The organism is Bradyrhizobium sp. SZCCHNGR1005 (genome assembly GCF_032489995.1).
GTDB lineage: Bacteria > Pseudomonadota > Alphaproteobacteria > Rhizobiales > Xanthobacteraceae > Bradyrhizobium.
In genome coordinates this window covers 81,926-105,592 of the sequence record NZ_JAUEZC010000009.1, presented here as the reverse complement: position 1 = coordinate 105,592, position 23,667 = coordinate 81,926, and the positions used below count along the sequence as shown (strand labels likewise).

The following is a 23,667-nucleotide window of genomic DNA, read 5'->3' as shown; positions in this document are numbered from 1 at the left end:
CCTGAGACAGCCTCACGAGAAAAGGAGCTATGATGACCGTGTTCAGACGAGTGAAAATGGCGATGGGGGCGGCGTTCGCGCTCGGCCTCGCCACGACGGTATCGGTCAAGGCGGACGAGCAGTTCTTCCCGCTGCAGAGCTATCGCGTCGGGCCTTACGCAGCCGGTGGCACCGGTTTCTTCGGCGGCTTCATCGACTATCTCAACCTGATCAACATCCGCGACGGCGGCGTTGGCGGCGTCAAGTTGACCTGGGACGAGGGCGAGACCCAGTACGAGGTCGAGCGCGGCGTCGAGGTCTATGAGCGGCTGAAGAGCCGGCCGGGCGTGGCGGCCTGGAATCCGCTCTCGGTCGGCATCGCCTACGCGATGATCGACCGCATCACCAAGGACAAGGTGCCGCTGATCACGATCAACCACGGCCGCACCGATTCCACCGATGGCCGCGTGTTCCCTTACGTGTTTCCGCTGCTGCTCAATCCCTACAGCGAGACCTCGGGCATCGTGAACTACATCGCCTCGCGCGAGGGCGGGCCGGAGAAACTGAAGGGCAAGAAGATCATCGTGCTCTATCACGGCTCGCCCTATGGCAAGGAGACGATCCCGATCTACAAGCTGCTCGCGGACAAATACGGCTTCGCGCTCGAGCAGATTGAGGTGCCGCATCCCGGCAATGAGCAGCAGTCGCAATGGCTGTCGATCCGGCGCGCCAAGGCCGACTACGTCGTGCTGCGTGGCTGGGGCGTGATGAACCCGGTGGCGCTGAAGACGGCGCAGAAGGTCGGCTTCCCGGTCGACCACATCATCGGGAACGTCTGGTCCAACTCCGAGGAAGACGTGATCCCGGCCGGCGATGCCGCCAAGGGCTACGTCGCGATCACGACGCAGGCCTCCGGCGCGGAATATCCGGTCCTGCAGGAGATCATCAAGACCGTGTACGGCGGCGGCAAGGGCAATCTCGACGACAAGAAGCGGATCGGCAGCGTCTACCACAATCTCGGCATCGTGAACGGCATCCTCAACGTGGAGGCGGTCAGGATCGCGCAGGAGAAGTTCGGTAAGCGCACTTTGACCGGCGACGAGGTGCGCTGGGGCTTCGAACATCTGCAGCTCGACCCAGCGCGGGTCGAGGCACTCGGCGCCAAGGGTCTATTTCATTCGATCCACGTCACCTGGGATAATCACGAGGGCGATGGCCGTGTGACCTTCCAGCAATGGGACGGCGCCAAGTGGAAGGTGGTGTCCGACTGGATCTCGCCGGACTGGGCGGCGCTGCGGCCGATCATCGAGAAATCCTCGACCGCCTATGCGCAGGAGCACGGCATCAAGATCCGCAGCTCCGGCGACGAGCCGGTCGGACAATGACGGCAGGCCCGATGCGCGGGAGCAGGCCTGCCGCGCATCGCCATCCAAGGACGGTCCATCATGAGTGACGTGCTGTTGTCGGTCGAACATCTGGCGGCGACCTACGACCAGGCGATTTGCGCGGTCAGCGACGTGTCGGTCGCGGTCGAGCGCGGCGAGATCGTCGCGCTGCTCGGCGCCAACGGCGCCGGCAAGTCGACGACGCTGCAAGCGGTCTCGGCGCTGCTGCCGGCGCGGCGCGGCCAGGTCACCGCCGGCCGCATCGCCTTTGATGGACGTGACGTCACCTCTGTCGCAGCCGCGGAGCTGGTGCGCGCCGGCCTCGTGCCGGTGCTCGAGGGGCGCCATTGCTTCGCCTCGCTGACCGTGGAGGAGAACCTGATCACCGGCGCGATCGGCCGCGACGCCAGGCGGGGAGACATCCGCGACGGCCTCGATCGTGTGTATGCGCTGTTTCCGCAGCTTGCGCGGCACCGCCGGTCGGTGGCGGGCCTGACCTCCGGTGGCGAGCAGCAGATGACGGCGATCGGCCGCGCGCTGATGTCGCGCCCGCGGCTTCTCGTGCTCGACGAGCCCTCGATGGGGCTGGCGCCGCTGGTGGTCGAAGCCATCTTCCGCGCGCTCAAGACGCTGAACGCCGAGCAGGGATTGTCGCTCCTGGTCGCCGAGCAGAATTCGACCGTGGCGCTGCGCTTCGCGGACCGCGCGATCGTGCTGGAGGGCGGCCGCAGCGTGCTGTCCGGCCCCGCGCGCGAGCTGCGGCGGCGCGCCGACATCAAGCATCTCTATCTCGGCGGCGCTGCGGCGCCGGCGCATTCAACCCAGGCCGTGGCCTGACTTCAGGGAAAAGAGGAGACCCCGCATGCCGACCAGCACCGCCGTACGCAAGCTCGAGGAAGGTCCGTATCCGCAGCTCGACACCGTGATCGAGCAGGTGGTCAGGGCCAATGCCGACCGCAACGATCGCGAAGGCCGCTTTCCGCGCGAGAACCTGCTGGCGCTCGCCGAGGCCGGCTGGACCGGCGTGCTGAACGCGCCGCGCTTCGGCGGGCTCGGGCTCGGCCATGTCGATTTCGCGGAAGCTGCCTATCGGATCGGCCAGGCCGATGCCTCGACCGGCCTCGTCTATGTCATGCACGTCGGCGCGGCCCAGACCATCAACCTGTTCGGCTCCGACGACCAGAAGGAGCGCTGGCTGAAGGCGAACAACGGCACGCTGCTCGGTACCTATTCGACCAGCGAGCGCGCCACCGGCGGGCACTGGTGGTACAACCTGTCGGAGGCCTCGCGCGACGGCGACGATTACAGGCTCAATGCCGAGAAGTCGTTCACGACGAGCTCGGGGCAGGCCGACTTCTACGTCGCGCAGACGCGCACGCCCGGCGCCAAGGACCAGGCCGACATCATCTTCTTCATCGTCGACGGCAAGGCCGATGGCATCGAGTCGCGGCCATGGGAGGCGCTCGGCGTCCGCGCCAACCATTCCGGCCCGATCCGCTACGCCAATGTGCTGATACCGCAGCGCGACCGGCTCGGCGCCGAAGGGCAGGGCAAGGAGATCATCTATGACGGCGTGTCGCCGGTCTACCTGATCGGGCTCGGCGCGGTGTGGGAAGGCCTGGCGCGCGGTGTGCTCAATGCCGCGGTCGCGCATACGACCGGTTTCGTGCACAAGGACAGGAACAAGAGCCTGTCGGACTATCAGGCGATCCGTCAGGAACTCGGCGCGGCCAAGGTGCTGGTGGAGAGCCTGCGGCCGTGGCGGATCGAGCTGGCCGAAAAGCTCGACGAGCTGTGGCGGGCGGGACGGCCGCAGAGCGAGATCCTGATCCCGCTGACCGAGTTCAAGGTCCATGCCGCCGAGGTCGCCAACAAGGTGGCCTCGTCAGCGCTGACCGTTACCGGCGGCTATGGCTACCACCGCGGCCCGATCGAGCGCGCTTTCCGTGATGCACGCGCGGCGATCGCGATGGGGCCGTCCAACATCATCGCACGCGAATGGATCGGCAAGGCGCTGGTCGGCCTGCCGCTGGAGCTGTTCTACGAAGGAGGAGAGTGACGGCGCGCCGCCGCGGTCAATCGACCGTTGCGATCTCGAGCGCGATCTCGTCGAGGACGGCCTGCTCGGCATCGACAGGCTCGGTCCGGACGCTCTCGCGCTCGGCATCTTCGCCTTCGAGGTCGTCGAAATCGCTTTCGTCAACCTCCTGGAGTTCGTGCTCCTCGGCTTCCATGGCTTCGGCGACCAGCTCTGCCGCGACCAGCGCCTCCGTGGCCTCCGCCGCGGCCTCGTCTCCATCAGCGGGGGACGAGACCTCCCGCGTCGTTGCCTGGAACCAGGACGAGAATTTCTGCGCCAGGCCCGCCTCGAATGCGGCGAGATTGAAATCCTTGCCGTCATCGTTCACGATGACGACCTGCCAGCCCTGGTTTTCCAGGACGCGCGCGTTGGCGAGGACGATCAGGGCACTCTCGCGCTGTTTGCGAACTTTTTGGTTATCGCGCTCCGCGATCATCGTGTACGCCATGACCTGCCTCCCTCACGCCCACACTCGGAACCGCCGCTAATACGCCGCCAGACTGTGCGCGGGGCGGGGCCGCAATGCGGTCCGGTCGTGACGATTTGGCGGCGCGCACAAGTTCCTGCCGTGACGGATTTGTCCGCACATGCCTCGCGCTAAGAGTCGCAGCTGCAACAGCCGGCAAAATTCTGGTGCACGGAGAAACGCGCGTGTTGAAGGCGCGTATCGACGTGTCATGATTTGATTCTGCGGCGGCGGCGCTGCTTCGCGGGGAGCGGGCAGCGGGGGTGGATCGAGGCAAACAGCAGGCAATGTGGGGGCGACGATGCGGACTGATCTGTTCAGGATACCGAACTTGACGCTTGCGGCCGCAGGCTTGGCGGCCTGTGTCGCAATGCTGCCATCGGCGAGCAGCGCCTTCACGGAAGACGATCAGCGCCGGCTCTGCACCGGCGACGTCTTCCGGCTGTGCTCGTCGGAAATTCCCGACCGCGACCGCATCGTGGCCTGCATGCAGCGCCAGCGCGCGAGCCTCAGTGCCGGCTGCCGCAGCGTGTTCGGCAAACCGACCGAGCGCTCGGCTTCGGTCTCGGTGATGCGATAGTCAACCCCTAAACGCCTCGGCGCGGTGGTCGCGTGCCGATCTCGCGCTTTATGGGCTTGCCCCTTGTGCGCGGGTGTGAAGGCTGCGCGCTGCAGGAGCGTGGGCCGTTCGGCAGGACAGACGCAGGCATGCTACTCTGGCTCGAACATGCCATCCGGAGGTGACCTGCCATGAGTTTCCGCATCCTGGTGCTGTACGGCTCCTATCGCTCCGATCGGATGGGCATCCGCCTTGCCCATTTCGTCGTCGAAGGCCTGCGCGCCAAGGGCGTGGATGTCGAACTGATCGATGCCAAGGCGGTCGGCCTTCCCATGCTCGACCGCATGTACAAGGAATACAAAAAGGGCGAGGCGCCTGCGCCGATGGAAGAGCTGGCGGGGAAGATCCGCGCGGCCGACGGCTTCGTCTTCGTCACCGGCGAATATAATTGGGGCCTGCAGCCGGGGCTGAAGAACCTCACCGACCATTTCCTGGAGGAGTGGTTCTGGCGTCCGGCGGCAATCGCAAGCTATTCCGCCGGCCGTCTGTCGGGCGCCCGCGCGGCCACGGCCTGGCACGGGACGCTCTCGGAGATGGGCATGGTGGTGGTGTCGAGCACGCTCGCCGTCGGGCCGATTGCGCAGACGCTGTCGGCGGATGGTGAGCCGACCGGCGAGGCGGGCAAGGCGCTGGCGCACGCGTTTCCGCGCTTCGCCGACGATCTGTTGTGGTGGGCGGAGGCTGCGACAGCCCAGCGCGAGCGAAAGCCGCCGCCTTATTGAGAATTAGATCGGCGTTTCGAGCTCCGTCATTGTGATCGAGGCAATCCAGTTTCGTTTCGCCGAGGAACGCAAACTTGTTGCGCCGCCTGTCTTCATCCCCATTTTGCCACGTAAGGGGAGCAGGAGAAATTCGTATGCCGTTCGCCACTCATCGCGGACAGCGCCTTCACTACACCGTGGATGGTGCTGGACCGCTCGTCGTTCTGCAGCATGGCCTGTTGCTCGACGGCGCGAGCTGGCGACGGTGCGGCATCGTCGACGTGCTGGCGCAGGACTTCCGCGTTGTTTGCGTGGATTCTCTCGGCCATGGCCGCAGTGATAAGCCGGCTGATCCTGCGCTCTACGCGCAGGATCAGCGCGCGGGAGACATTGTCGCCGTGATCGATGATCTCGGCTGTGAACGCGCGCATGTCATTGGCCATTCCATGGGCGGCTGGCTCGCGGTCGGCGTCGCCAAGGATTACGCCAGCCGGTTGTCGTCACTCGTGGTGGCTGGCTGGAACCTGATGAGCGGATTGGCGCCGGGCACGAACGGGCCGGTCACTTTCGACGGCTTCATGAAATTCGCCCGAGCGACGGCACCTAAGCTGACGGAATGGGTGACGTCCGAGCACGAGGCGGGCGTGCGTGCCTGCTTCGAGGCACTCTACGAGCTGGAAGGCGCGGAACAGGCCGTGCTCGGTCTTACGCAGCCGGTGATGTTGTGGAACGGCCGCCATGACCCGGCGCATGATCCAATGCAGGCCTTTGCCAAAGCACACGGCCTGCACGACCTGTCGACTGAAGGCGATCATCTCGGCATGTTGTTCAGGCACGGCGCTGAAGGCGCACGAGGCCTGCGCGCCTTCCTGCACCGGACCTCATCCGACTAGGCAATCTGTGTCAGCGCGACGGCTCCGCGGCGCCGCTGCTGACCGATTTCTGCCGCGCTGGCGCGCTGGCACCGGGCTCCTGGCATGGCAGCTCGGTCCAGGTCCCGTCCGGCGCCTGCTGATAGGCACGGCAGGGCGATGACATCGCCTGTTGATCGTCGGTCTTCGGTGTCGGGGAATTCTTCGCCAGCGCTGGCGCCGCCGCAACGAGGGCCGCCAGCGAACCGGCGAAGATCACGTCGGTGATCCGCATCTTCCGGGTTCTCCTGCTCGAAGCGGTCACGATTTCAGAAGAGGATTATGGAAAATTTTAGGCAATGCCGGCTTGGCGCCGCAGTCTGGTGAATGGGGCCGGGATTACCGAGGCCTGAAAAGGGAACCGTCGCGGCCATGAAGCCGGCTTAGACTCGCTCAAAAGCCGGTGTGGGCTGGTTTCGCTGCCCCGCAGGGAAGGGGTGTGGAGCGGATGTCCCGGCGGCTCGGCAGCAGCGTTCGAACAAGTCGTCGCGTGTCGAGTATTAACCCAATGACCACATCCCGATTGCCTTCTCTCATTGCTTTGCGTGCTTTCGAGGCGGTGGGGCGTACCGGCAGCGTGCGCTCAGCCGGAGACGAACTCGCAGTCAGCCATACCGTCATCTCACGGCACCTGCAGAACCTGCAGCGAAGCCTTGGCGTGGGGCTCGTCCGGCCGGTCGGGCGAGGCATCGCGCTCACCGGTGTCGGCCAATTGTTTCATGCGCAGGTGAAACAGGGCTTCGACATCATCGCGCGCGCCACGTTGATGGTGCGGCCTGCGTCGCGACCGACCCTGAAGATTTGGTGCATTCCAGGCATCGTCACCCGGCGCCTGTTGCCGCGACTGCCGGAACTGACGGGACCACCGCACCATTGGGACATCAATCTGCAGCCGACGCTTTCGCGCCCCGACTTGGCGCGCGGCGAGGCCGATGCCGAGATCGTGTATGCCGACAAGGTCGACACCAATGGTGCGCTGATGGCGGAAGCGCTGCTGCGCCCGCGCGTGTTTCCGGTGGCAAGCCCTGCTTACCTCGCGCGCCATCCCGACATCTCGACATTGGCAGGCCTTGCGGCGGCCGCACTGAACTACGAGGAAACCACCGAGCAATGGGAACGCTGGTTTACCCTGGCCGGTCATTCCGAGTCGGGCTCGTTGCAGGGGCAGACGCTGTGGCACACCCATCTTGCGATCGAAGCGGCTCGGTTCGGGCACGGTGTGGCGCTCGCCAACGACATTCTCGTCGACGACGATCTGCGCTCCGGAGCATTGGTCGAGGTTATTCCATCTTCAATCTATATGGGCTCCTATCAGCTCGTTGCGCTCAAGGAGCGCTGGGATGAACCTACGATCGTCGCGCTGCGGCTGTGGCTGAAGACGGTTCTCGCGGAATAGCTTTGGCGCGTGCGGCGAAGCGAAGCACCAGCCGCGCTGGCGACGCATGGGTGAATGCGCGCTGCGCAATTCGCAGCTCGCGCAGCCGCCTCCGATGAGCGGATATTGGTCACGCCGCTCAAGGCGTGCACAGCCTTTGCGTAAGCGCTGAGCGCCTCGACGCCGGCCGGCGGTCGAGCGCGCCCCGATCATCACCAACGAAGCCGGGCACTGGTGGACGCCGGGCCAACGATGCTGGATAAGTGCCCCGCTGTGTCATGCTGATGGCAGAGTTGAAGCGAGCGGCGAGGGGCGAGGACTGTGACGGACAAGACGGCAGCGGTGCCGAACGACGTGATGGAGCGGCTGCGTGCCGCGATCGATCGGAACTTTCAGGATCAGGTCGCATTTCTGCAGAAGCTCGTGCAGTTCAGGAGCCTGCGCGGCGAGGAGGCACCGGCGCAGGATTGGCTCGCCAAGCAGTTCGAGGCGCGCGGCTACAAGGTCGATCGGTTCAGCCTCGCCGATGTCGATCTGGCGCGCCATCCGAAAGCCGCACCGATGGACGCCATTGCGCTCGAAGGCTCCAAGCAGGTCGTGGCGACACTCGAGAGCGATGGCAAGGGCCGCAGCCTGATCCTGCAAGGGCACGTCGATGTGGTGCCGGAAGGTCCAGCGGACCTCTGGGCCGATCCGCCCTATGAGGCCATCGTTCGCGATGGCTGGATGATCGGCCGTGGCGCGCAGGACATGAAGGGCGGCGTCTCCGCGATGATATTCGCGCTTGATGCGATCAGGTCGGCCGGCTTCCTGCCGGACGGGCGCATTCATCTCGAGACCGTCACGGAGGAGGAGAGCACCGGCAATGGCGCGCTCGCGACGCTGATGCGCGGTTACTCCGCCGATGCCTGCCTGATCCCGGAGCCGACCGGTCATACGCTGACGCGCGCCCAGGTCGGCGCGGTCTGGTTCCGGCTGCGGGTGCGCGGCGCGCCGGTGCATGTCGCCTATTCCGAAACCGGCACCAGCGCGATCCTCTCGGCGATGCACCTGGTGCGCGCGTTTCAGGACTACACCGCCGGGATCAACGCCAGGGCCGCTGCGAACAAGTGGTTTGGTGCGGTCAAGAATCCCATCAAGTTCAACGTCGGCATCATCAAGGGCGGCGATTGGGCGAGTTCGACGGCGGCGTGGTGCGAGCTCGACTGCCGGCTCGGCATCCTGCCCGGCGAGACGCCTCAGCAGGCAATGGCCGGCATCGAGCGTTGCCTGGCCGAGGCACAGGCGAGCGACAGCTTCCTGTCGAGCAATCCGGCCGAATTGATCTGGAGCGGCTTTCAGGCCGATCCTGCCGTATGCGAGCCCGGCAGCGCGGCGGAAGCCGCGCTCGCCGCCGTGCATGAGCGCGTGTTCGAGCGACCGCTGGAAGACCGGCTGTCCACTGCGGTCAACGATACCCGGTACTACACGGTCGATTACGGCATTCCGGCGCTATGCTATGGGCCGTACGGCATAGGTCCGCATGCCTTTGACGAGCGCGTCGAACTCGACAGCGTGCGCAAGACCACCTTGAGCATCGCGCTGTTCATCGCCCAATGGTGCGGTCTGCGTGCGGCGGCATCGAGCGATTGGTCGCCGGTCGCATGATTTCCGTCGCTTTTCTCAGTACGCCGGGTCTGATGGATCCGCTGGAGCCATTGCTTCGGCGCGAACTGCCCGGCCTTACCTGCGCATCCTGGCCGGAAGAAGCCTCGCGCGAGGCCGAGCTTGCGGTGTGCTGGAAGCCGCAAGCCGGCGCGCTCGCCGCGATGCCCAATCTGAAGCTGATCCATTCGATCGCGGCCGGCGTCGACAACATCCTCGCCGATCCGAGTGTGCCGGACCGGCCGGTCTGTCGTATCGTCGATCCCGACATCAGCGTTGCGATGACCGAATTCGTGCTGTGGAGCACGCTGTATTTCCACCGAGATTTCGACCGGGTGATTGATAATGCGCGGACCGGTGCCTGGCATCGCTATGCGCAGCGGGCGCCGCAGGATACGCGTGTCGGCATTCTCGGGCTCGGTACGCTCGGCACCGATGCGGCGCGCCGGCTGGTCGATCTCGGCTTTTCGGTCAGCGCCTGGTCGCGCTCGGCCAAGACAGCCGATGGCATCAGGACCTTCAGCGGTGCTGCGGCGCTCGATGCGTTCCTCGGCGAGGTCGACATACTGGTGTCGCTGCTGCCGCTGACGCCGTCGACCCTGGGGCTGCTCAACGCCGAGCGCCTGAGCCGGTTGCCGAAGGGGGCCGCGCTCGTCCTGTGCAGCCGGGGCGAGCATCTCATTGCCGACGACCTGGTTGCGCTGCTGCGGACGGGTCACCTGCGCGGGGCCGTGCTCGACGTGTTCGAGCGCGAGCCGCTGCCTGCAGATCATCCATTGTGGCGCGAACCAGGCGTACTGGTGACGCCGCACATGGCCGCGATCGCCTCGTGGACGGTGATTGCTCAGCAGATCGCGGAGAATGTCCGCCGGCTCAAGCGCGGCGAGCCCCTGCTTAACGCGGTCGATCGCGCTCGCGGCTACTGAGCCGAACGTGGGCGCCGCGGCCAAGTGTCAGCGGCGGCGTCCGTTCGCAGTCTATTCGAAGGTCTGCACCGGTGGCGCGCTCGGGCCCTGAGCCTGAGCCGGAGCGGCCGAGGGGGCTGCGGCGACCGGCGGCCGAGCTGCTGCGACCGGAGCGGACACTGGAGCCTCTGTGCGGGCCTCGGCGCGCGCCTCGCGCGCTGGTCGCCGTGGCTGCTGCCTGCTGGCATGCGAGCGGCGGAAACCCCAGGAGCGGGCAATCGACGGGCCTGCGGTATAACCGACCACGGCACCCGCGACCGCGCCGACGGGACCGAACACCACGGCTCCGGACAGAGCGCCGAGCGCGGCGTCACCGCCGCGGTGCTCATCCGCCATCGCGACCGGCGCCGTCAGTGCAAGCGCCAGTGTCGCTGCGGCCATCATCCGCATCCCGCTCATGATCATGAAAGTCTCCCCGTCCTTATCGGCGGCGAGCAATACGCAGAAATGTGGCGAGAAGAGTGCAGGATCGAGGGTTCGAAAAGCGCCCAGTGTGGGGCTAGCAGCCGGCGCCCGTCTCGGTGCCGTGCTTCGCGCGCCATTTCGGGCCCGGCCCGCGCATGTAGTGGCGTTCCGGCCGGTAAGGGTCCCGCGCCAGCGCGACCAGCTTCTGCCAGCGTGCGGTCAGAATGCGCAAGCGATGAGCCAATGGCGAGCGGGTCAGCATGGCGGCCTCACTGCATGCGGCCGAGCACCGAGGCGAAGGGAACTGCGAAAATTTCCTCGCCGAGATCGTCGGAGACGTGAACCACCCATTCACGCCAATCTTCGTCGCCTTCGGTCGTGATCAGAGAGCGCATCACGCGCGCGGCGTGATCGCGCGCCTCGGTGAGATCGAGGACAGCAGCTCCCTGCCGATCAATCAGGACCTCGTCGTCATTGGAGCAATGGAAGAAGACCTGCGCCATATCCGTCTCCTGCTCGCCAAGCGAATCATCAGTGCAGAATTAGCAGCGCCGTGCGATCAGCGAAATTCGGTGCCACCACGTAAGGTGAATTACGGACCGCATACCATCAGCGGAACCGATTCGGGATGTCGCGACGGAAGGGAACCTGATCTCGCGTCTGCCAGTTAGAAGCGATCAACAGCCGAATCGCTGCTGTTGGAACTATGGAGCAGCGCCATGATGTCGGAAACGCAAATCCATACAATCGCGCGGCGAATGATGGAACAGCACGGCCCTCAGGCGATCGCGCAGGCAGCGCAGCAGGCACAAGCCTGTGAGAGCAAAGGCGAGGCCGACGAGGCCAAGGAATGGCGCCACATCGCAGATGCCATGAAGATGATGCGGGGGCCGCACCAAAGTTAGCAACGAGGTCTGGACGTAGGACCGCATGACGCGAGCCGAGGCGGAACATTCTGCCTCGGCCGAGATTCGGCGTGGCGCGTTCTCCACCGTCAAGCGCGATGATCGAACGCCGCGGACAATCTCATCCTGGTTTCCGACCCAATTTCAACGCAAGAATCCCACCGAAATGATTCGGCAGCGGATTCGCCGCGGCCTGACGCGATCGCGGCGAGATGTCGCCAAAGGGATATTCGATGGTCTTTTTCAGGCGTGAGCTCAGCCCGGTCGAGATTTTCGAGCGAGCGTTGAAGGACAAGCACGCGGCGCGCCACAAGCTGAAGGAGCGGTTGCTCCTGGCCGAGAAGGCGCTGGACGAAAAGCGCCTCGTGGCCGAACGGCTGGCCAAGGCAGGCGCGAGCAATGGCCAACTCGATCGCGCCGAGGCCAAGATGCAGGTGGTCGAGGACAAGGCGAAAGCGCTGCGCGCCGCAGTGGCCGATTGCGACGAGCAGATCGTGCTCGCCGAGCGCGCGCTGGCCGATGCGATCGCGCAGCGCGATCGCGACCGGGCCGCGAACGAGATCGAAGCGGTGGCGGGGGCGATCGAGCAGGCCGTGCCGCGGTTCGAGATCGGGGCCGCCGCGCTGATCGACGCCGTCACCCGCAGCAAGGCGGCGCTGAGCGAGGCGACGCGCTTTGCGGCTGACGTGGACGAGATCAGGCGGGAAGTGCTGGCCGCGGCCGAACTGATCTGTTGGGAATTGCGCTCGGCCGCGGTGCGCACGCGCGTCGGCAATGCCAACGTCGCCTTGCTGGCGCCACCTGAGACCAAGCAGCTTCCGCCGCCCGAGAGCGACCGGCAGATGATCTATACGCTGAGCCCGCTCAGCTGGCGGGAAGGCGAGGAGGTCCGGCGCGTGGCGGCCTTCACGATGGCGGCATTGCCCAAGACGTTGCTCACGGCGGCGCTGCAGCATCAGCATGTCGATTATCTCAACGCACGGCGGGTGCAAACGCTGATGCATGTCCATGGCAGCGGGCAGCAGCAGGTCGAACCGGGCGCGGACGATCCAGCCCTGGTTGATCTGGACGCGTTGGCTGTCGCCGGGCAGGCCGCGCCGCAGGCCGACGTCGCCTGAAGGCTGGCTTGAGCGCTGCGGCGCGTCCGTGCTGCTGCTGGTGGCATGACGGCGCTTGCCGGGAGTCTCAATGGCGCAAGCGCCATTCGCTCGGGAATGTCTCGGGGCTCTCCCCCAAGTGCCAGCGGCACAAAGCCGCAGCCGGCGGGGCTACCCGGACCAGCCGTTGCATCCGCTAACCCGGTGACCGGCCGTTAGCTCTTTTAGCAACGAGATCTCCGTAGACTCCCGGCGGCATCATCCAGGTTGTGGCCGGAGGGACCAATCTCGGCTATGTTCCGTAGGCGGTGGACGAAGGGGCGGGAGCGAACGCGTCAGGCTGGCTGAAGCGGGGCAATACCCAATGATGACGTTACCGGAGCTCGCGGCCACGGCATTGGAGCAGTTTCTCGGCTCCTATATGCGGCGTCGTTTCGGTTCGTCGAACACGCAACTCTCCGAAGTCGTGCCGGCCGCGGCGCGGATAGCTCTCGAATGCATCGGCAACAGCGATGCGCTCTATCACAACGTCGAGCATACGCTTCTGGTGACGCTCGCCGGACATGAGATCCTGCGCGGACGTGCGCTGCATAGCCATTTCACCGCGGACGACTATGCGCATGTCATCATCGCCTGCCTGTTGCACGACATAGGCTATGTCCGCGGCTTGTTCGCGGACGATGACGAGGACGGCTACGTGATGGACGAGCCCGGCCGCAAGGTCCGGCTGCCGCGCGGCTCCTCGGATGCGGGGCTGATGCCGTACCACGTCGACCGTTCCAAGCTGTACGTCATGAAGCGGATCGAAGGTGTGGCGCCGCTCGACAAGGAGCGCATCGCGCGCGCGATCGAGGGCACACGCTTTCCGCCCCTGGCCGGGCAGCAGTTCGACGAGGAGCAGTCGATCGTGCGCGCCGCAGACCTGATCGGACAGCTTGGCGACCCCAACTACATCCGCAAGGCCAACGCGCTCTATCACGAGTTCGAGGAGGTTGGGATCAACCGGCAGCTCGGTTACGAGTCGCCCGCCGATATCGTGGATCGTTATCCTCAGTTCTACTGGAACAGCGTTGCCCCGCATATCCAGACCGAGATCCGCTACCTCAACATGACCTCGACCGGACGGCAGTGGATCGCCAACCTCTATGCCAACGTGTTTCGCGCCGAGCGCGAGATCTCGCTGTCGGGGCCGCAGACCTGAGTCGCGAGCCCGCCGCGCCTTCGGCCTCAGGTCAGGGCGTTAGCGCCTGCCGCCGACTTCGTCGATATGGCCGAGCAGATCGGCCGGGTCCTCGTAGACGCGAATGGCCCCGGATTGCCGCAGCTCTTCCGAGCCATAGCCGCCGCTGAGCAGGCCGACCCCGAGCGCGCGGCAGCGGGTGGCTGCGAGCATGTCCCAGATGCTGTCGCCGACGACGATGCAGCGTTCGATCGCCACGTCGAGGCGTGCCGCCGCGGCCAGGAACAGGTCGGGATCGGGCTTGGCGTAGCGCACCTGGTCACGGGTCACCACGGGGCATTGGTGCGGATCGACGCCCAGCGCCGCGAGATTGATCGCTGCGGTTTCCATGCGACCGCTGGTCGCGATCGCCCAGGGAATGTTGGAATCGGTGAGGAATGTGAGCAGTTCGCGCGCACCGGGCAGGGGCCGCACCTTGTCGCCAAGTTGCCGATAGGCCTCGGCATGGGCCCGCCGCAGCCGTTCGATCCGATCCGGCTCGATGGCTACCCCGGTCTCGCGGAGCAGCTGGTTGGTGAAGAGGCCGCCGCTCATGCCGATCTTGCGGTGGATGCGCCACACCGAGAGCTCGATGTTCTCGGCGTCGAGTGCGCGCTTCCAGGCGAGGACGTGCTGGTAGACGCTGTCGACCAGCGTGCCGTCGAGATCGAACAGAAAGGCGGTTTCCATGCGCATGGCAGGTCTCCTTATCAGGGGGCGCCGTGATGCAATGCGCAAGACGGCGCGTTCCTGCCTAGCAGAGATCTCCAACGGTTCGATCGCTTGCCGGCCCCGGCCCCGTCACGTGTGAGTGAGGGCGAGGATGGCTACCCGCAGCAACTAGTTCTTCGCTCGGATAAAGCCGGCCAGACGCGTCTTCTGGTCTGCGCACCATGCGGTCATGCCGAGCCGGCGCTGGTCCAGATCGGTCGTTTGGGTCGCCAGCGCCACCTCGGACATCAGCGTATCGTCCTGGCGCTCACCCATCTTGCCGCCGGTATGCAAATAGGCGATGGCCTTGCGCACCTGTTCAGTGGTGCCATCGGGCATGTGCATCTCCTGCGCCTTCTGCACGAGGTCCTGGTAGACCAGCTCGGTGCCAGGGCACTCGACCTTGGCGGCAAAGGCCTGCAGCACGAAAGTCACATAGGTGGACCGGGGCTCGGCCTGTGCCGGCGCCGCGATCATCAGCAACGCCGCCATCGACAACACATAACGCATCCTTGGAAACCTCCCGCTGTTTTTTCCAAGGCTAGCGCGCCAATGAGTCGCGATCAACACCGAGCGCGCTGCAGCAAAACCGCCGTCGTGCCCCCTCCCGGGAATGCTGCCACCTATTTGTTCAGACGGCGTTCCTGCTCCTTGAGCAGCAGATCGAGTTCATCACTCTGCTGCGCGAGGCGGTCGGCATTGCGCTCCTCGTCGGCGGCTCCCGATTGAGATGCCGCCTGCTCAGTGATCTGGCGGATATTGTCGCGCAGGAGTGCGATGCGCTCGGCGAGCTCAGACGCACTCAGGACGGTCGGGTCGGTCAGGCTCATGGGCTCCTCGCCAATGCTTTGCTATCGACGGCCTTGCGGCGAACGGGGCCTCGATCGCGGGCTGCGCTTGCAGGTGTAGTTCCATAACGTGAACACCCGCGTGCCTTCAAGCATTTCGCAGCGTCCGCTGCGGCCGCCTGTTGGCGACAGCCGACGGTTGCGGCAAAGAGCGCACGAAGAAATCGATCAGAGCTTCAAATTCGCCGCGTTAACGCACCGGCATCGGCGGCCGCACCACGCTGTTGCCGTCGGAATCGGCTGTCGCCTGCGGGGCAGGAGCCGATTGCAGCGGCATCGGCGCAGCCCCGGTCGGCGGGGCCGAGACGCTCTGTGCGGGCGGCGCAGCGGGTCGCGGCCGATGTACGGGGGCTGCAGCAGGGGCGGCGCCTGTCGCAGCGGTCGCTGGCCGCGGCGCAGGTCGCGGACGCAGCGTCTGCTCGATCGCCCTGGGATCGAACGATCTCGCCTCGCTGGTGCGCTCCGCCTTCTCCGACAGGCGCGCGATCTCGCGCGCCATCTGGTCCTGCCCGGTCTTGAGCTGGGCAATGTTGGCTTTGAGATCGGTGATCTGCTGCCCCATCGCCGCAAGGTCATGGGCCATGGACTGCAGCAGCTGGGTCTGATCCGAGGGGGGCGCGGCTGCTGCCGTTGCTGTGGGCGCGGACGCCGCGGCCGGGGTGGGCTGCGCCGGCGCAGCGTCAGCGGTCGTGCTTTGACTATCCTTCGTTGGGCTGTCGGTACTTGCCTGGGTGGGCTCGGCAGGTGTTTTCCCTGTAAAGGTCGACGACAGCGAGATATGCGGGATCCAGCGCGCGGCCATCTCCTGCGCCTGGTCACCGTAGGTCTGCCAAGCCGCGGCCCCGACGGCGCTGACGACCGCAAACAGGATGGCCACCACGGTCCGGACCGCCCAGGTGGCGATCGAGGTGCGTTCGGCCGGCTCGTCCTCCGCGCCGGTGTCGGCGACGCGCAGGCTGGTATCGACCGCCGGAACGGGAATGTCGGCCGGCCGCGGCCCCTGGCGTTCGGAGCGCCGCGCGGCGTCCGCGCCTTGAGGAGCTGCTACGCGGTCGGCCCGAGCGGCCAGAATGATCTCCGGATCGATCACACCCTTAGGTTGCTGATTGGGGTCGGCGACAGGTGGCGTGGAAAGCATTGGCGATCCGTCCTCTTTGGCCGCCCGCATCAGCAGGGTTGCGGCCTTTGCGTGTATCATAAAGCCTTACAGGCGGCGTCGACGCAAACTGGTACCGGTTGTCCTCGCGCCAGCATGGTCTGCGGCGGCGCCGTTCACTTCCAGCTCGAAGTTCAATTCCAACGTCAGCCAGCGCGCCGGCGTCCCAACCTTGCCGGGGCGCATTGCTGGACCATCCCTGCCACGCCCCACAGTCCAGCCGGATTTGTCCAAACCAAGGCAATTGCTTGGTAAATCTGGGACCGCTTTGCGTTCGCCCGGGCACCGTCCAGCGTTATTTTGCAATGCCAGATGGACCTTGCCAACCGAAAATCGCTTGCTCCTTGCCGCCGACCCGCGGCGCAGCACGATCTGTAGGCGCCCGTCAGGCGATGTCGGCCCCTCGGGCCGGACGGGGCGCCGGATCGGCGAGCTATGCGGCACGACGTGTGTGCGGGGCGCGCATTCCCGGTTCGAGCAGACCGCGCAGCTTCAGGGCATCGGCGGGCGCTGCGCTCTTCTGGTCGTTGTCGAAATAGACGAAGACATCGCAGCCCTGGGCCTTCCACGAGCGGATGCGCTTCGCCCAGGCGCCGAGCGCGGCGGGCGGATAGTTGTCCTTGTAATCCCCGCTGGGCCCGTGCCCGCGCACATAGACGAAATCGGCGGTGCGCTTCCACGGCGCCGGCGCGTCGTGATGGTCGGACAGGCAGAGCGAGATGTTCTCGTCCGCGAGCATGCGCATGATGCGCGGGCAGTACCAGCTCGGATGCCGGAACTCGAAACTGTAGCGGCGTTTGTTCGACAGCAGCTTGAAGAAGGCGCCGAGACGTTCGGGATCGGCCTCGAACTGCGGCGGCAACTGAAACAGCACCGGGCCGGCCTTGTCGCCGAGCAGCGCAAGCCGGCTCTCCATCAGTTCCAGGCTGTTCACGGAGCGGTCCGACAGGCGCTTCCAATGCGTGATGAATTTGGAGGCCTTCCAGGCAAAGACGAAATCCGGACCGGTCTGCTCGCGCCAACTGCGCACCGCATTTTCGGTCGGGGTGCGGTAGAACACGCCGTTCAGCTCGGCCGTCTGAAACTGGCTCGCATAATAGGCAAGCTGATGCTTGATCAGCAATTCCTTGGGGAAGAACACCCCGCGCCAGGAGACATAGTGCCAGCCCGACGTGCCGATGAGAATGCGCGCCATGGTCCGCTCTTGATTGTACCGAGCTCTCCTCACTCTCAAGCGATCAGGTTGGTTGCGGTTCCGGCCGAACTCACCAGGTCGGACGCTTAGCCCGACCGTCCGCGCAGATTGGGCAAGCCCAGCCATGCATTGATGTGCGCAGCCGTTTCCGCCTGAAGTGCCTTTTTCAGGAGTGTGTTCCGTTCCTCTCCTTCGGGCAGCACTCGTGCCGCCTCGCGCGCGTCGATTGCGACCTGCCGCAGGCGGTGGTCGAAAGACATCGCTTGCTTGCGCCGATTGCGCGTGATCGTCGTTGTGGTCATCTGCACGGTCTCCATCATCTGTGACCGACAGTGTCCAACCATGCCGCTGGGCAGTCGCTAACGCACGTTATGGCATGCGGATCAAAAAATGATTGTAGCGGTGGAACGTTTTGCGTCCGCTGCCCTCTCGCTGGTTCGAAACCGTTGGTGCTGTTCAGCATGACATCAACTAGCAGCAGGGAACACTGACCTGCGTCGACGTGTTTCTGCGCCATGACGGGAGAGTTGCGATGGTAAAGGAATCTGCACGGCAAAGGCGCATCACCGGTCGGGTGATGCATGAGTTCAAGCACGGCGAACTGCGAAGCGGCCGCGGCGGCAAGGTCAAGAACCGGCGGCAGGCGATCGCCATCGCGTTGGAGGAGGCGGGGGCATCCAACTATGAGAGCCCTCGCCGAAACAAGCGCAATCTGCAGCGCACCGAGCGCAAGGAAGCAGAAGGGCGCACCGCACAGCAGGAGCGCGAAGGCAAGTCTTGGGTCGGCGCCAGGGGACGTCGCGAAAGCACGCCGGCGATGCGCGGACGCAATGCGCGCAAGCCGATCGCACAGGGACAGAAAGCCGCGCGATCGCGCACGCGGAGCTCGGGCGGAGCGACGCGGCAGGAGCTCTATGCCAAGGCGAAGAAGCGCGGGATCGCTGCCGAGGAAGAACATCGTCATCGAGCTTGCGATGTAGGCCAGCCACAACAGGGGCGTGATCAGCGCGAGTTGCCCATCGAACAAGGCGGCGAGCTTCGAACTCAGGCCGCGGCCCGACTGGCCGGACTGCTGCCCCTCGTCGATGATGAAGCGCGCGCGCGGTTGGGCCCCAAGATCACGTTCGATCCGGTTGAGGATGCGGGCGACTTCGTCTGGCCGCCTGCCGTGCACGACCAGGAATTTGATCGACTCGGGAAGGGTGAAGAAACAGAGCGCGGCCGCGGCCAAGGGCAGCACGCCTCCGATCCAGAACACGATCTGCCAGCCGAGATGCGGCACCAGCCAGGCCGCGATCACGCCGCCGGCGCTGCCTCCGGCGACATAGCCCAGCATGATGATCGCAACGACCGTGCCGCGGTATTTGGCCGGAACATATTCGAGGTTGAGGGAATAGCACAAAGGCGCGAGGCCGCCGATGCCGAGGCCTGCGAGGAACCGGAGCGCGATCAGCGCAGGCAGATCGCCGGCCCAGACGGTCAGCAGGCTGAAGCCGCCGAAGGTGATCGTCGCGGCCACGATCGACGGGCGGCGGCCAATGCGGTCGCCGAGATAGCCGAAGACGAGACCGCCGACGAGGATACCGAACACGCCGGCACTGAAAACGATGCCCAGCGATCCCTTGTCGATACCCCAGTTGCAGATAATCGCGGGCGCGGCAAACGCCATTGCATGCAGGTCGTATCCATCGAGAAACATCATGGCCGTCGACAGCATCATGACGGTCAGCACCAGGCCATTGCGGCGCTGGCGCTCGATCACAGCGCTGACATCAATGATTGCGGATGCGCTCATTGTCGTTCCTTCCCCATGGCCGTTGTTTTGTTTTTGACGGCTTGCTGCAAACCACGTCGGCAACTGATCGGCGGTTCTGGGCGGAGCGACCGATCGCGAAGCGCAACCGACGGTCGCGCCCGCTGCCAAAGCAGTTTGCAGGAGAAGGCTATTTGCTTCGAGATCGAGGGAGAATAGGCTATTTTGGCGTGATATCTTTTCCTGATTGGATGAAATGACTGATAGCCTTTGAATATGAAGGCTTTTGTGGCGACGGTCCGTGCCGGGAGCTTCTCCGAGGCCGGCCGGCAGCTCGGGATTGCACCATCGGTCTTGACCAAGCGGGTCGGGCAGCTCGAATGGTCGCTGCGCTGCACACTCCTGCGACGGAGCACCCGGCGCCTGCAACTCACCGAAGTCGGCGAGCGCTATCTCGAGGTTATCCGCGCCATCGTGCGCGAATATGACGAGATGGTCGCAGGCATCATGCGATCGCTACAGGAGCTTGAGGGACAGGTGCGGATCAAGGCACCGGCTTCGCCGATGGCCATCGACCTTGCTGAAATCCTGTCCTCGTTTCAGATCGAATATCCGCGCGTCACACTGGAGGCCGTTCTGGTCGATCGGACCGTGAATCCGGTGGAGGAAGGATTCGATATCGTGCTGACGATGATGCCATCGTCCTTCCACGGCGTGCTCGAGGAGCCGTTGCTTGCGTTTCCGCGCGTGCTCTGCGCCTCTCCCTCATACTTGGCCCGGCGAGGCTCTCCGCATCACGTCCGTGATCTCGTCAACCACGATTGCCTTGTGTTTACGCCGATGGGACCGGTGTGGACCTTCGAAGGCAAGACCGGCGTGATCACGGTCGCGGTGCGCCCACGCTTTGTCAGCAACAACAACGCGCTTCTGATCGATGCGCTACGCGCCGGCAGCGGGATCGCGGTGGTGTCCCGGGCGGCGGTTGCCGTGCCGTTGCGCACGGGCGCGCTGGTCGAAGTGCTGCCTGAGATTCCGATTCCGGATCTCTGGGTCAAGGCGCTGGTGCCGGCGACGCGCGCCAGCCTCGCACGCGTGCAAGCCCTGCTGACGGCGATTCGCGACGCTTTCCATGCTGTCGCCGCGACCAGCCCGCCACGCGTCAGCGGTGCGGCTTGACAGCCCGGATACGGGACCTATCGGTTGCGGGGATTGCCTGCTAAGCAGCCTGCATCGCGCTTGGCGCAGGACCTTGGTGCAGGACTTTAGCGCAAGACCTTGGCGCAGGACGAAGACGAAAAAGACGAAGAGGGTACGAGCATGATTGGGACGGTTGGCATCATCGGAGCGGGCACCATGGGCAACGGCATCGCGCAGGTCTGCGCTGTCGCCGGCGTACCCGTGATCATGATCGACATTTCAGATGCAGCAGTCCAGCGCGGGCTTTCTGCCGTCAGCTCAAGCCTCGATCGGCTCTTGAAAAAGGACAAGCTGACGGCGGCCGACAAGGAGGCGGCGCTCTCGCGCATCACCGCCACCACCGACGGGAGCAAGCTTTCCGCATGCGATCTCGTCATCGAAGCTGCGACCGAGAATGAGGAGCTGAAGCTCAAGATCCTCAAGGACGTTTGTGCGATCTTGAAGCCGGAGGCGTTGATCGCGACCAACACCTCGTCGATCTCGATCACCAAGCTGGCGACCGCGACGGACCGGCCGGACCGTTTCGTCGGCATGCACTTCTTCAATCCGGTGCCGATGATGGCGCTGCTTGAGCTGATCCGCGGCCTGCAGACCTCGGATGCGACGCTTGCCATAGCCGAAGCCTTCGCCAAGCGGATCGGTAAGGTTGCGATCACCGCCAGGAACAGCCCGGGCTTTGCGGTCAATCGCATTCTCTGCCCGATGATCAACGAAGCTATCTTCGCCTTCTCGGAAGGCATCGCAACGGCCGAAGACATCGACGAAGGCATGAAGCTCGGTTGCAATCACCCGATCGGCCCGCTTGCTCTTGCAGATCTCATCGGCCTCGACACGATGCTGTCGGTGATGGAAGTGTTCTACAATGGCTTCAACGACCCGAAATATCGCCCCGCGCCGCTGCTGAAGGAAATGGTGGCCGCAGGCCAGCTCGGTCGTAAGACCGGCAAGGGCTTCTACGATTACAGTAAGTAGCGGCAGGTTCTCGCCGCGGCGGGCGGCATTGAAGGCGCCCGCCGCGCGATGACGAGACCGGCAATCATCGTTTCAAACCGGTTTTCCGACATCAACAATCAATTTGGCGCAATCGCCGTTGCGTCAGGATCGTTGCATGATGGTGCGGACTGCGCTCGATCGCCGCAATGGAGTCTTCGACGGCTGCCGCATCAAGAACTGGGATGTCACGCTTCAAACGGCACAGCGCCGGGCGGGTAGGGGCCATGCCTCACTGATGCGGCCCACTAATCCTCGACCCGGCGTGCCGTTCGTGGTTTTTGCCGCTATGCGCAGGTCCGAAGGAATACCGACGCACTCAGCGGATCTGATACGGAGGGGGCGTCATCAAACCTCCCTTTGCTGTTGCGGTTGTCAGTGTTGCGGTTGCTGTCGCTTATGTGACTGCAATCGAAGCACTAACGAAGTTAATGCTCCTCCTCTGGCGGTGCGCTGTCAAGGCGCTTTGTGACGCAATGATGAATGGAGGCTTGCGGCCGGCGGCGCCACGCATCGCGAGGCGCTCTTGATGTGATTGTGTGTGCGTAAGTGCCGCGACGATGCTTGTTCGCTTCTGACGATAAACTAGATAGTTGGAGGTGCTGACGTCTGACTTGCGAGTCGGAATGTCATTAGCAATTGCGCAAAGGAGAGATTGCGCGATCGTATGAGTGAAACGGAAGTCTTCATCCGATCGGCATTCGTCATACTGCCGCGTTTGCAGAGTATTGAAATGCAGGTTCCCGGGAACCAATGGATTCGCGGCGTCTTGTTCCCGGGATCAACAGTCAGGAGAAGGCCGATGAGAGCAGCAACGATAATTCTGGTAGGGATCGCGGCTGTCGCGATCGGTGTGCCGGCAATCGCTGCCGAGCAAGGTGCGACCGGCCTGGTGACCGGGATCAACCGGCTGAACGGCACGATCTCGATTCAACGCATTCAAACCGGGACCGTGGGCGCTAACGGCTCCGGTGCCGCGGAGGAATTCAAGATCAAGGACAATGCGATGGTCGAGAACGTCCATGCCGGCGATCGCGTGACCTTTGCGACCTCCGACAACGGTGGCAGCAAGACGATCACCAAGCTCGATCGGCAGAAATAGTTCGATCCAACCGAGGGGCAGCGGCAGCGATGCGTTCGATCACGTGGGGAGCGAACGGACGTCGAGCGGAGATGATGTCGCGGCGATCAGCCAATGAGGCGACGGAATCGGTGCGTCGCGGCGTGACGTTCATCCTCGCCATCCAGCTGATCACCGCATTGCTGGTGCTTTCGCAATCGGCACACGCCGATGAACTCTATCGCGCCCAAACCATCGTCACTGGCCAGGGCGAGCCGAACCGCGGCGTCGGCTTTGCCGCCTGCCTCGAGGACGTGCTGATCAAGGTCTCCGGCGGGCTGCAGCTCGCCGGAGATCCTCGACTTTTGTCCTACAAGGCGCACGCCGCCGAATTCGTGACCGGCTTCGACTATCACGATCAGATGTCGGGCACGCCGAAGCGCGACGAGCAGGGCACCCGCGACCGCCCGTTTGATCTCATCGTCGATTTCGACAAAGCGAAGATCGACGATCTGCTTGCAACCTTCGGGCTCAAGCCCTGGCTCTCGCATCGTCCGGTGCTCGGCGTCGGCGTCGTCATGGTGCCGGGCGGGCGCAGCTATGTCGTGATGTCCGATGGCCGTCAGTCGGAGCTGCAGCGCGAGGCGTTGGCTGCGGCGGCAGTCAAGCGCGGCCTTACGATCGTGTTGCCGGACGATGCAGCCTTGTCGCAAGCAAGGAGCGAGCCGACCGGCCTCGCCGCCGCTGCTCCCGCGGATTTTGCGCCAGCGCTGACCCGGCGCGGCGCAGAGGCGATCCTCATCGGGCAGCTTAGTTGGGACGACAATGCGCTCGGCTGGAGCACCGAGTGGCGTCTGGACCTCAATGGTCAGTCGCACCGGTGGCGCTTCGGTGGGGTCACTTTCGATGAAGCATTCCGGCGAGGTCTCGGCGGCGCCGCGCAGATCCTGTCCGGCAACGGCGAGCCGCATTAGCCTTCATTTCGGCCGCTATTTCGGCTGCTTCC

Annotated in this window: 27 protein-coding genes and 2 pseudogenes; 17 read left to right on the top strand and 12 right to left on the bottom strand. The window is 64.7% G+C overall.

Annotation, left to right across the window (positions count from 1 at the left end):
* The first annotated feature begins 32 nt into the window (after positions 1 to 32).
* The 3 genes from QXZ85_RS28990 to QXZ85_RS28980 are packed head-to-tail and all read left to right on the top strand — an operon-like array spanning position 33 to position 3,423.
* On the top strand, positions 33 to 1,364 hold the full coding sequence (locus QXZ85_RS28990) for an ABC transporter substrate-binding protein (protein WP_315703593.1): 1,332 nt from the start codon (positions 33 to 35) through the stop codon (positions 1,362 to 1,364).
* A 60-nt stretch (positions 1,365 to 1,424) separates the two neighbouring features.
* Positions 1,425 to 2,201: an ABC transporter ATP-binding protein gene (locus QXZ85_RS28985; protein ID WP_316166659.1), complete on the top strand. Its 777-nt coding sequence runs from the start codon at positions 1,425 to 1,427 to the stop codon at positions 2,199 to 2,201.
* A 25-nt stretch (positions 2,202 to 2,226) separates the two neighbouring features.
* Positions 2,227 to 3,423 carry an acyl-CoA dehydrogenase family protein gene (locus tag QXZ85_RS28980; protein ID WP_315730931.1) on the top strand — a complete coding sequence of 399 codons (1,197 nt, stop codon included), beginning with the start codon at positions 2,227 to 2,229 and terminating at the stop codon, positions 3,421 to 3,423.
* Between the two features lie 16 nt (positions 3,424 to 3,439).
* Here the strand turns inward: QXZ85_RS28980 and QXZ85_RS28975 are convergent, their stop codons facing one another.
* Complete coding sequence (locus tag QXZ85_RS28975; protein WP_315729171.1) at positions 3,440 to 3,892, bottom strand: hypothetical protein; 453 nt, start codon at positions 3,890 to 3,892, stop codon at positions 3,440 to 3,442.
* Between the two features lie 349 nt (positions 3,893 to 4,241).
* Here QXZ85_RS28975 and QXZ85_RS28970 point away from each other — a divergent pair, with 349 nt between their 5' ends.
* The 3 genes from QXZ85_RS28970 (at position 4,242) to QXZ85_RS28960 (ending at position 6,123) form a co-directional block, all read left to right on the top strand.
* Positions 4,242 to 4,490, top strand: coding sequence for a hypothetical protein (locus QXZ85_RS28970; protein WP_315703597.1), 249 nt, complete (start codon positions 4,242 to 4,244; stop codon positions 4,488 to 4,490).
* A 170-nt stretch (positions 4,491 to 4,660) separates the two neighbouring features.
* Entirely contained in the window at positions 4,661 to 5,251 is a 591-nt protein-coding gene (locus tag QXZ85_RS28965; protein WP_315703598.1) for an NAD(P)H-dependent oxidoreductase, read from the top strand.
* 134 nt (positions 5,252 to 5,385) lie between these two features.
* Positions 5,386 to 6,123: an alpha/beta hydrolase gene (locus tag QXZ85_RS28960; RefSeq protein ID WP_315703599.1), complete on the top strand. Its 738-nt coding sequence runs from the start codon at positions 5,386 to 5,388 to the stop codon at positions 6,121 to 6,123.
* Between the two features lie 10 nt (positions 6,124 to 6,133).
* On the opposite strand, the gene QXZ85_RS28955 is transcribed toward QXZ85_RS28960, so the two are convergent.
* The gene (locus QXZ85_RS28955) at positions 6,134 to 6,376 is read right to left on the bottom strand and encodes a hypothetical protein (RefSeq protein WP_315703600.1); all 243 of its coding nucleotides are present in this window, start codon (positions 6,374 to 6,376) and stop codon (positions 6,134 to 6,136) included.
* A 273-nt stretch (positions 6,377 to 6,649) separates the two neighbouring features.
* On the opposite strand from QXZ85_RS28955, the gene QXZ85_RS28950 reads away from it, so the two are divergent.
* From QXZ85_RS28950 to QXZ85_RS28940, 3 genes are all read left to right on the top strand, one after another.
* Complete coding sequence (locus tag QXZ85_RS28950) at positions 6,650 to 7,537, top strand: LysR substrate-binding domain-containing protein (RefSeq protein WP_315703601.1); 888 nt, start codon at positions 6,650 to 6,652, stop codon at positions 7,535 to 7,537.
* 300 nt (positions 7,538 to 7,837) lie between these two features.
* Complete coding sequence (locus QXZ85_RS28945) at positions 7,838 to 9,163, top strand: ArgE/DapE family deacylase (RefSeq protein ID WP_315729174.1); 1,326 nt, start codon at positions 7,838 to 7,840, stop codon at positions 9,161 to 9,163.
* Complete coding sequence (locus QXZ85_RS28940; RefSeq protein WP_315703603.1) at positions 9,160 to 10,086, top strand: glyoxylate/hydroxypyruvate reductase A; 927 nt, start codon at positions 9,160 to 9,162, stop codon at positions 10,084 to 10,086. The genes QXZ85_RS28945 and QXZ85_RS28940 overlap by 4 nt, the downstream gene beginning before the upstream one ends.
* 51 nt (positions 10,087 to 10,137) lie before the next feature.
* Here the strand turns inward: QXZ85_RS28940 and QXZ85_RS28935 are convergent, their stop codons facing one another.
* The 3 genes from QXZ85_RS28935 to QXZ85_RS28925 form a co-directional block, all read right to left on the bottom strand.
* The gene (locus tag QXZ85_RS28935; protein ID WP_409977703.1) at positions 10,138 to 10,530 is read right to left on the bottom strand and encodes a hypothetical protein; all 393 of its coding nucleotides are present in this window, start codon (positions 10,528 to 10,530) and stop codon (positions 10,138 to 10,140) included.
* A 94-nt stretch (positions 10,531 to 10,624) separates the two neighbouring features.
* A complete protein-coding gene (locus QXZ85_RS28930) occupies positions 10,625 to 10,792 on the bottom strand; it encodes a hypothetical protein (protein WP_315703604.1) in 168 nt (55 codons plus the stop codon).
* Positions 10,793 to 10,799: 7 nt separating this feature from the next.
* Positions 10,800 to 11,033, bottom strand: coding sequence for a DUF6894 family protein (locus QXZ85_RS28925; protein ID WP_315703605.1), 234 nt, complete (start codon positions 11,031 to 11,033; stop codon positions 10,800 to 10,802).
* A 216-nt stretch (positions 11,034 to 11,249) separates the two neighbouring features.
* Between QXZ85_RS28925 and QXZ85_RS28920 the strand changes: the two genes are divergently transcribed.
* The 3 genes from QXZ85_RS28920 (at position 11,250) to QXZ85_RS28910 (ending at position 13,733) form a co-directional block, all read left to right on the top strand.
* Complete coding sequence (locus tag QXZ85_RS28920) at positions 11,250 to 11,435, top strand: hypothetical protein (protein ID WP_315703606.1); 186 nt, start codon at positions 11,250 to 11,252, stop codon at positions 11,433 to 11,435.
* A 233-nt stretch (positions 11,436 to 11,668) separates the two neighbouring features.
* Complete coding sequence (locus tag QXZ85_RS28915) at positions 11,669 to 12,553, top strand: hypothetical protein (protein WP_315703607.1); 885 nt, start codon at positions 11,669 to 11,671, stop codon at positions 12,551 to 12,553.
* Positions 12,554 to 12,896: 343 nt separating this feature from the next.
* The gene (locus QXZ85_RS28910; protein WP_315703608.1) at positions 12,897 to 13,733 is read left to right on the top strand and encodes an HD domain-containing protein; all 837 of its coding nucleotides are present in this window, start codon (positions 12,897 to 12,899) and stop codon (positions 13,731 to 13,733) included.
* A 39-nt stretch (positions 13,734 to 13,772) separates the two neighbouring features.
* Here the strand turns inward: QXZ85_RS28910 and QXZ85_RS28905 are convergent, their stop codons facing one another.
* The 6 genes from QXZ85_RS28905 to QXZ85_RS28880 all read right to left on the bottom strand — a co-directional run bounded on the left by QXZ85_RS28905 (position 13,773) and on the right by QXZ85_RS28880 (position 17,963).
* A complete protein-coding gene (locus tag QXZ85_RS28905; RefSeq protein WP_315703609.1) occupies positions 13,773 to 14,447 on the bottom strand; it encodes an HAD family hydrolase in 675 nt (224 codons plus the stop codon).
* 144 nt (positions 14,448 to 14,591) lie between these two features.
* Positions 14,592 to 14,972: a hypothetical protein gene (locus tag QXZ85_RS28900; protein WP_315703610.1), complete on the bottom strand. Its 381-nt coding sequence runs from the start codon at positions 14,970 to 14,972 to the stop codon at positions 14,592 to 14,594.
* A gap of 113 nt (positions 14,973 to 15,085) precedes the next feature.
* A complete protein-coding gene (locus QXZ85_RS28895) occupies positions 15,086 to 15,292 on the bottom strand; it encodes a hypothetical protein (RefSeq protein ID WP_315703611.1) in 207 nt (68 codons plus the stop codon).
* 208 nt (positions 15,293 to 15,500) lie between these two features.
* A complete protein-coding gene (locus tag QXZ85_RS28890) occupies positions 15,501 to 16,448 on the bottom strand; it encodes a hypothetical protein (RefSeq protein WP_316175357.1) in 948 nt (315 codons plus the stop codon).
* Positions 16,449 to 16,899: 451 nt separating this feature from the next.
* A complete protein-coding gene (locus QXZ85_RS28885) occupies positions 16,900 to 17,661 on the bottom strand; it encodes a DUF72 domain-containing protein (protein WP_315729178.1) in 762 nt (253 codons plus the stop codon).
* Positions 17,662 to 17,747: 86 nt separating this feature from the next.
* Positions 17,748 to 17,963 (bottom strand): hypothetical protein, encoded by a 216-nt coding sequence (locus QXZ85_RS28880; RefSeq protein WP_315703614.1) that lies wholly within the window; start codon positions 17,961 to 17,963, stop codon positions 17,748 to 17,750.
* Between the two features lie 230 nt (positions 17,964 to 18,193).
* Here QXZ85_RS28880 and QXZ85_RS28875 point away from each other — a divergent pair.
* Positions 18,194 to 18,289 (top strand): annotated as a pseudogene (locus QXZ85_RS28875) (DUF6496 domain-containing protein); the annotation flags it as partial.
* 333 nt (positions 18,290 to 18,622) lie between these two features.
* On the opposite strand, the pseudogene QXZ85_RS28870 reads toward QXZ85_RS28875, so the two are convergent.
* Positions 18,623 to 19,360: pseudogene (locus QXZ85_RS28870) on the bottom strand (MFS transporter); the annotation flags it as partial.
* Between the two features lie 330 nt (positions 19,361 to 19,690).
* On the opposite strand from QXZ85_RS28870, the gene QXZ85_RS28865 reads away from it, so the two are divergent.
* The 4 genes from QXZ85_RS28865 to QXZ85_RS28850 all read left to right on the top strand — a co-directional run bounded on the left by QXZ85_RS28865 (position 19,691) and on the right by QXZ85_RS28850 (position 23,635).
* Entirely contained in the window at positions 19,691 to 20,590 is a 900-nt protein-coding gene (locus QXZ85_RS28865; protein ID WP_315729180.1) for a LysR family transcriptional regulator, read from the top strand.
* A gap of 141 nt (positions 20,591 to 20,731) precedes the next feature.
* Positions 20,732 to 21,583: a 3-hydroxybutyryl-CoA dehydrogenase gene (locus QXZ85_RS28860; RefSeq protein WP_316175359.1), complete on the top strand. Its 852-nt coding sequence runs from the start codon at positions 20,732 to 20,734 to the stop codon at positions 21,581 to 21,583.
* Between the two features lie 820 nt (positions 21,584 to 22,403).
* The gene (locus tag QXZ85_RS28855; RefSeq protein WP_315765594.1) at positions 22,404 to 22,703 is read left to right on the top strand and encodes a copper-binding protein; all 300 of its coding nucleotides are present in this window, start codon (positions 22,404 to 22,406) and stop codon (positions 22,701 to 22,703) included.
* 74 nt (positions 22,704 to 22,777) lie between these two features.
* Positions 22,778 to 23,635, top strand: a complete 858-nt coding sequence (locus QXZ85_RS28850) for a DUF2066 domain-containing protein (RefSeq protein ID WP_315703624.1) — start codon at positions 22,778 to 22,780, stop codon at positions 23,633 to 23,635.
* Positions 23,636 to 23,667 lie beyond the last annotated feature (32 nt).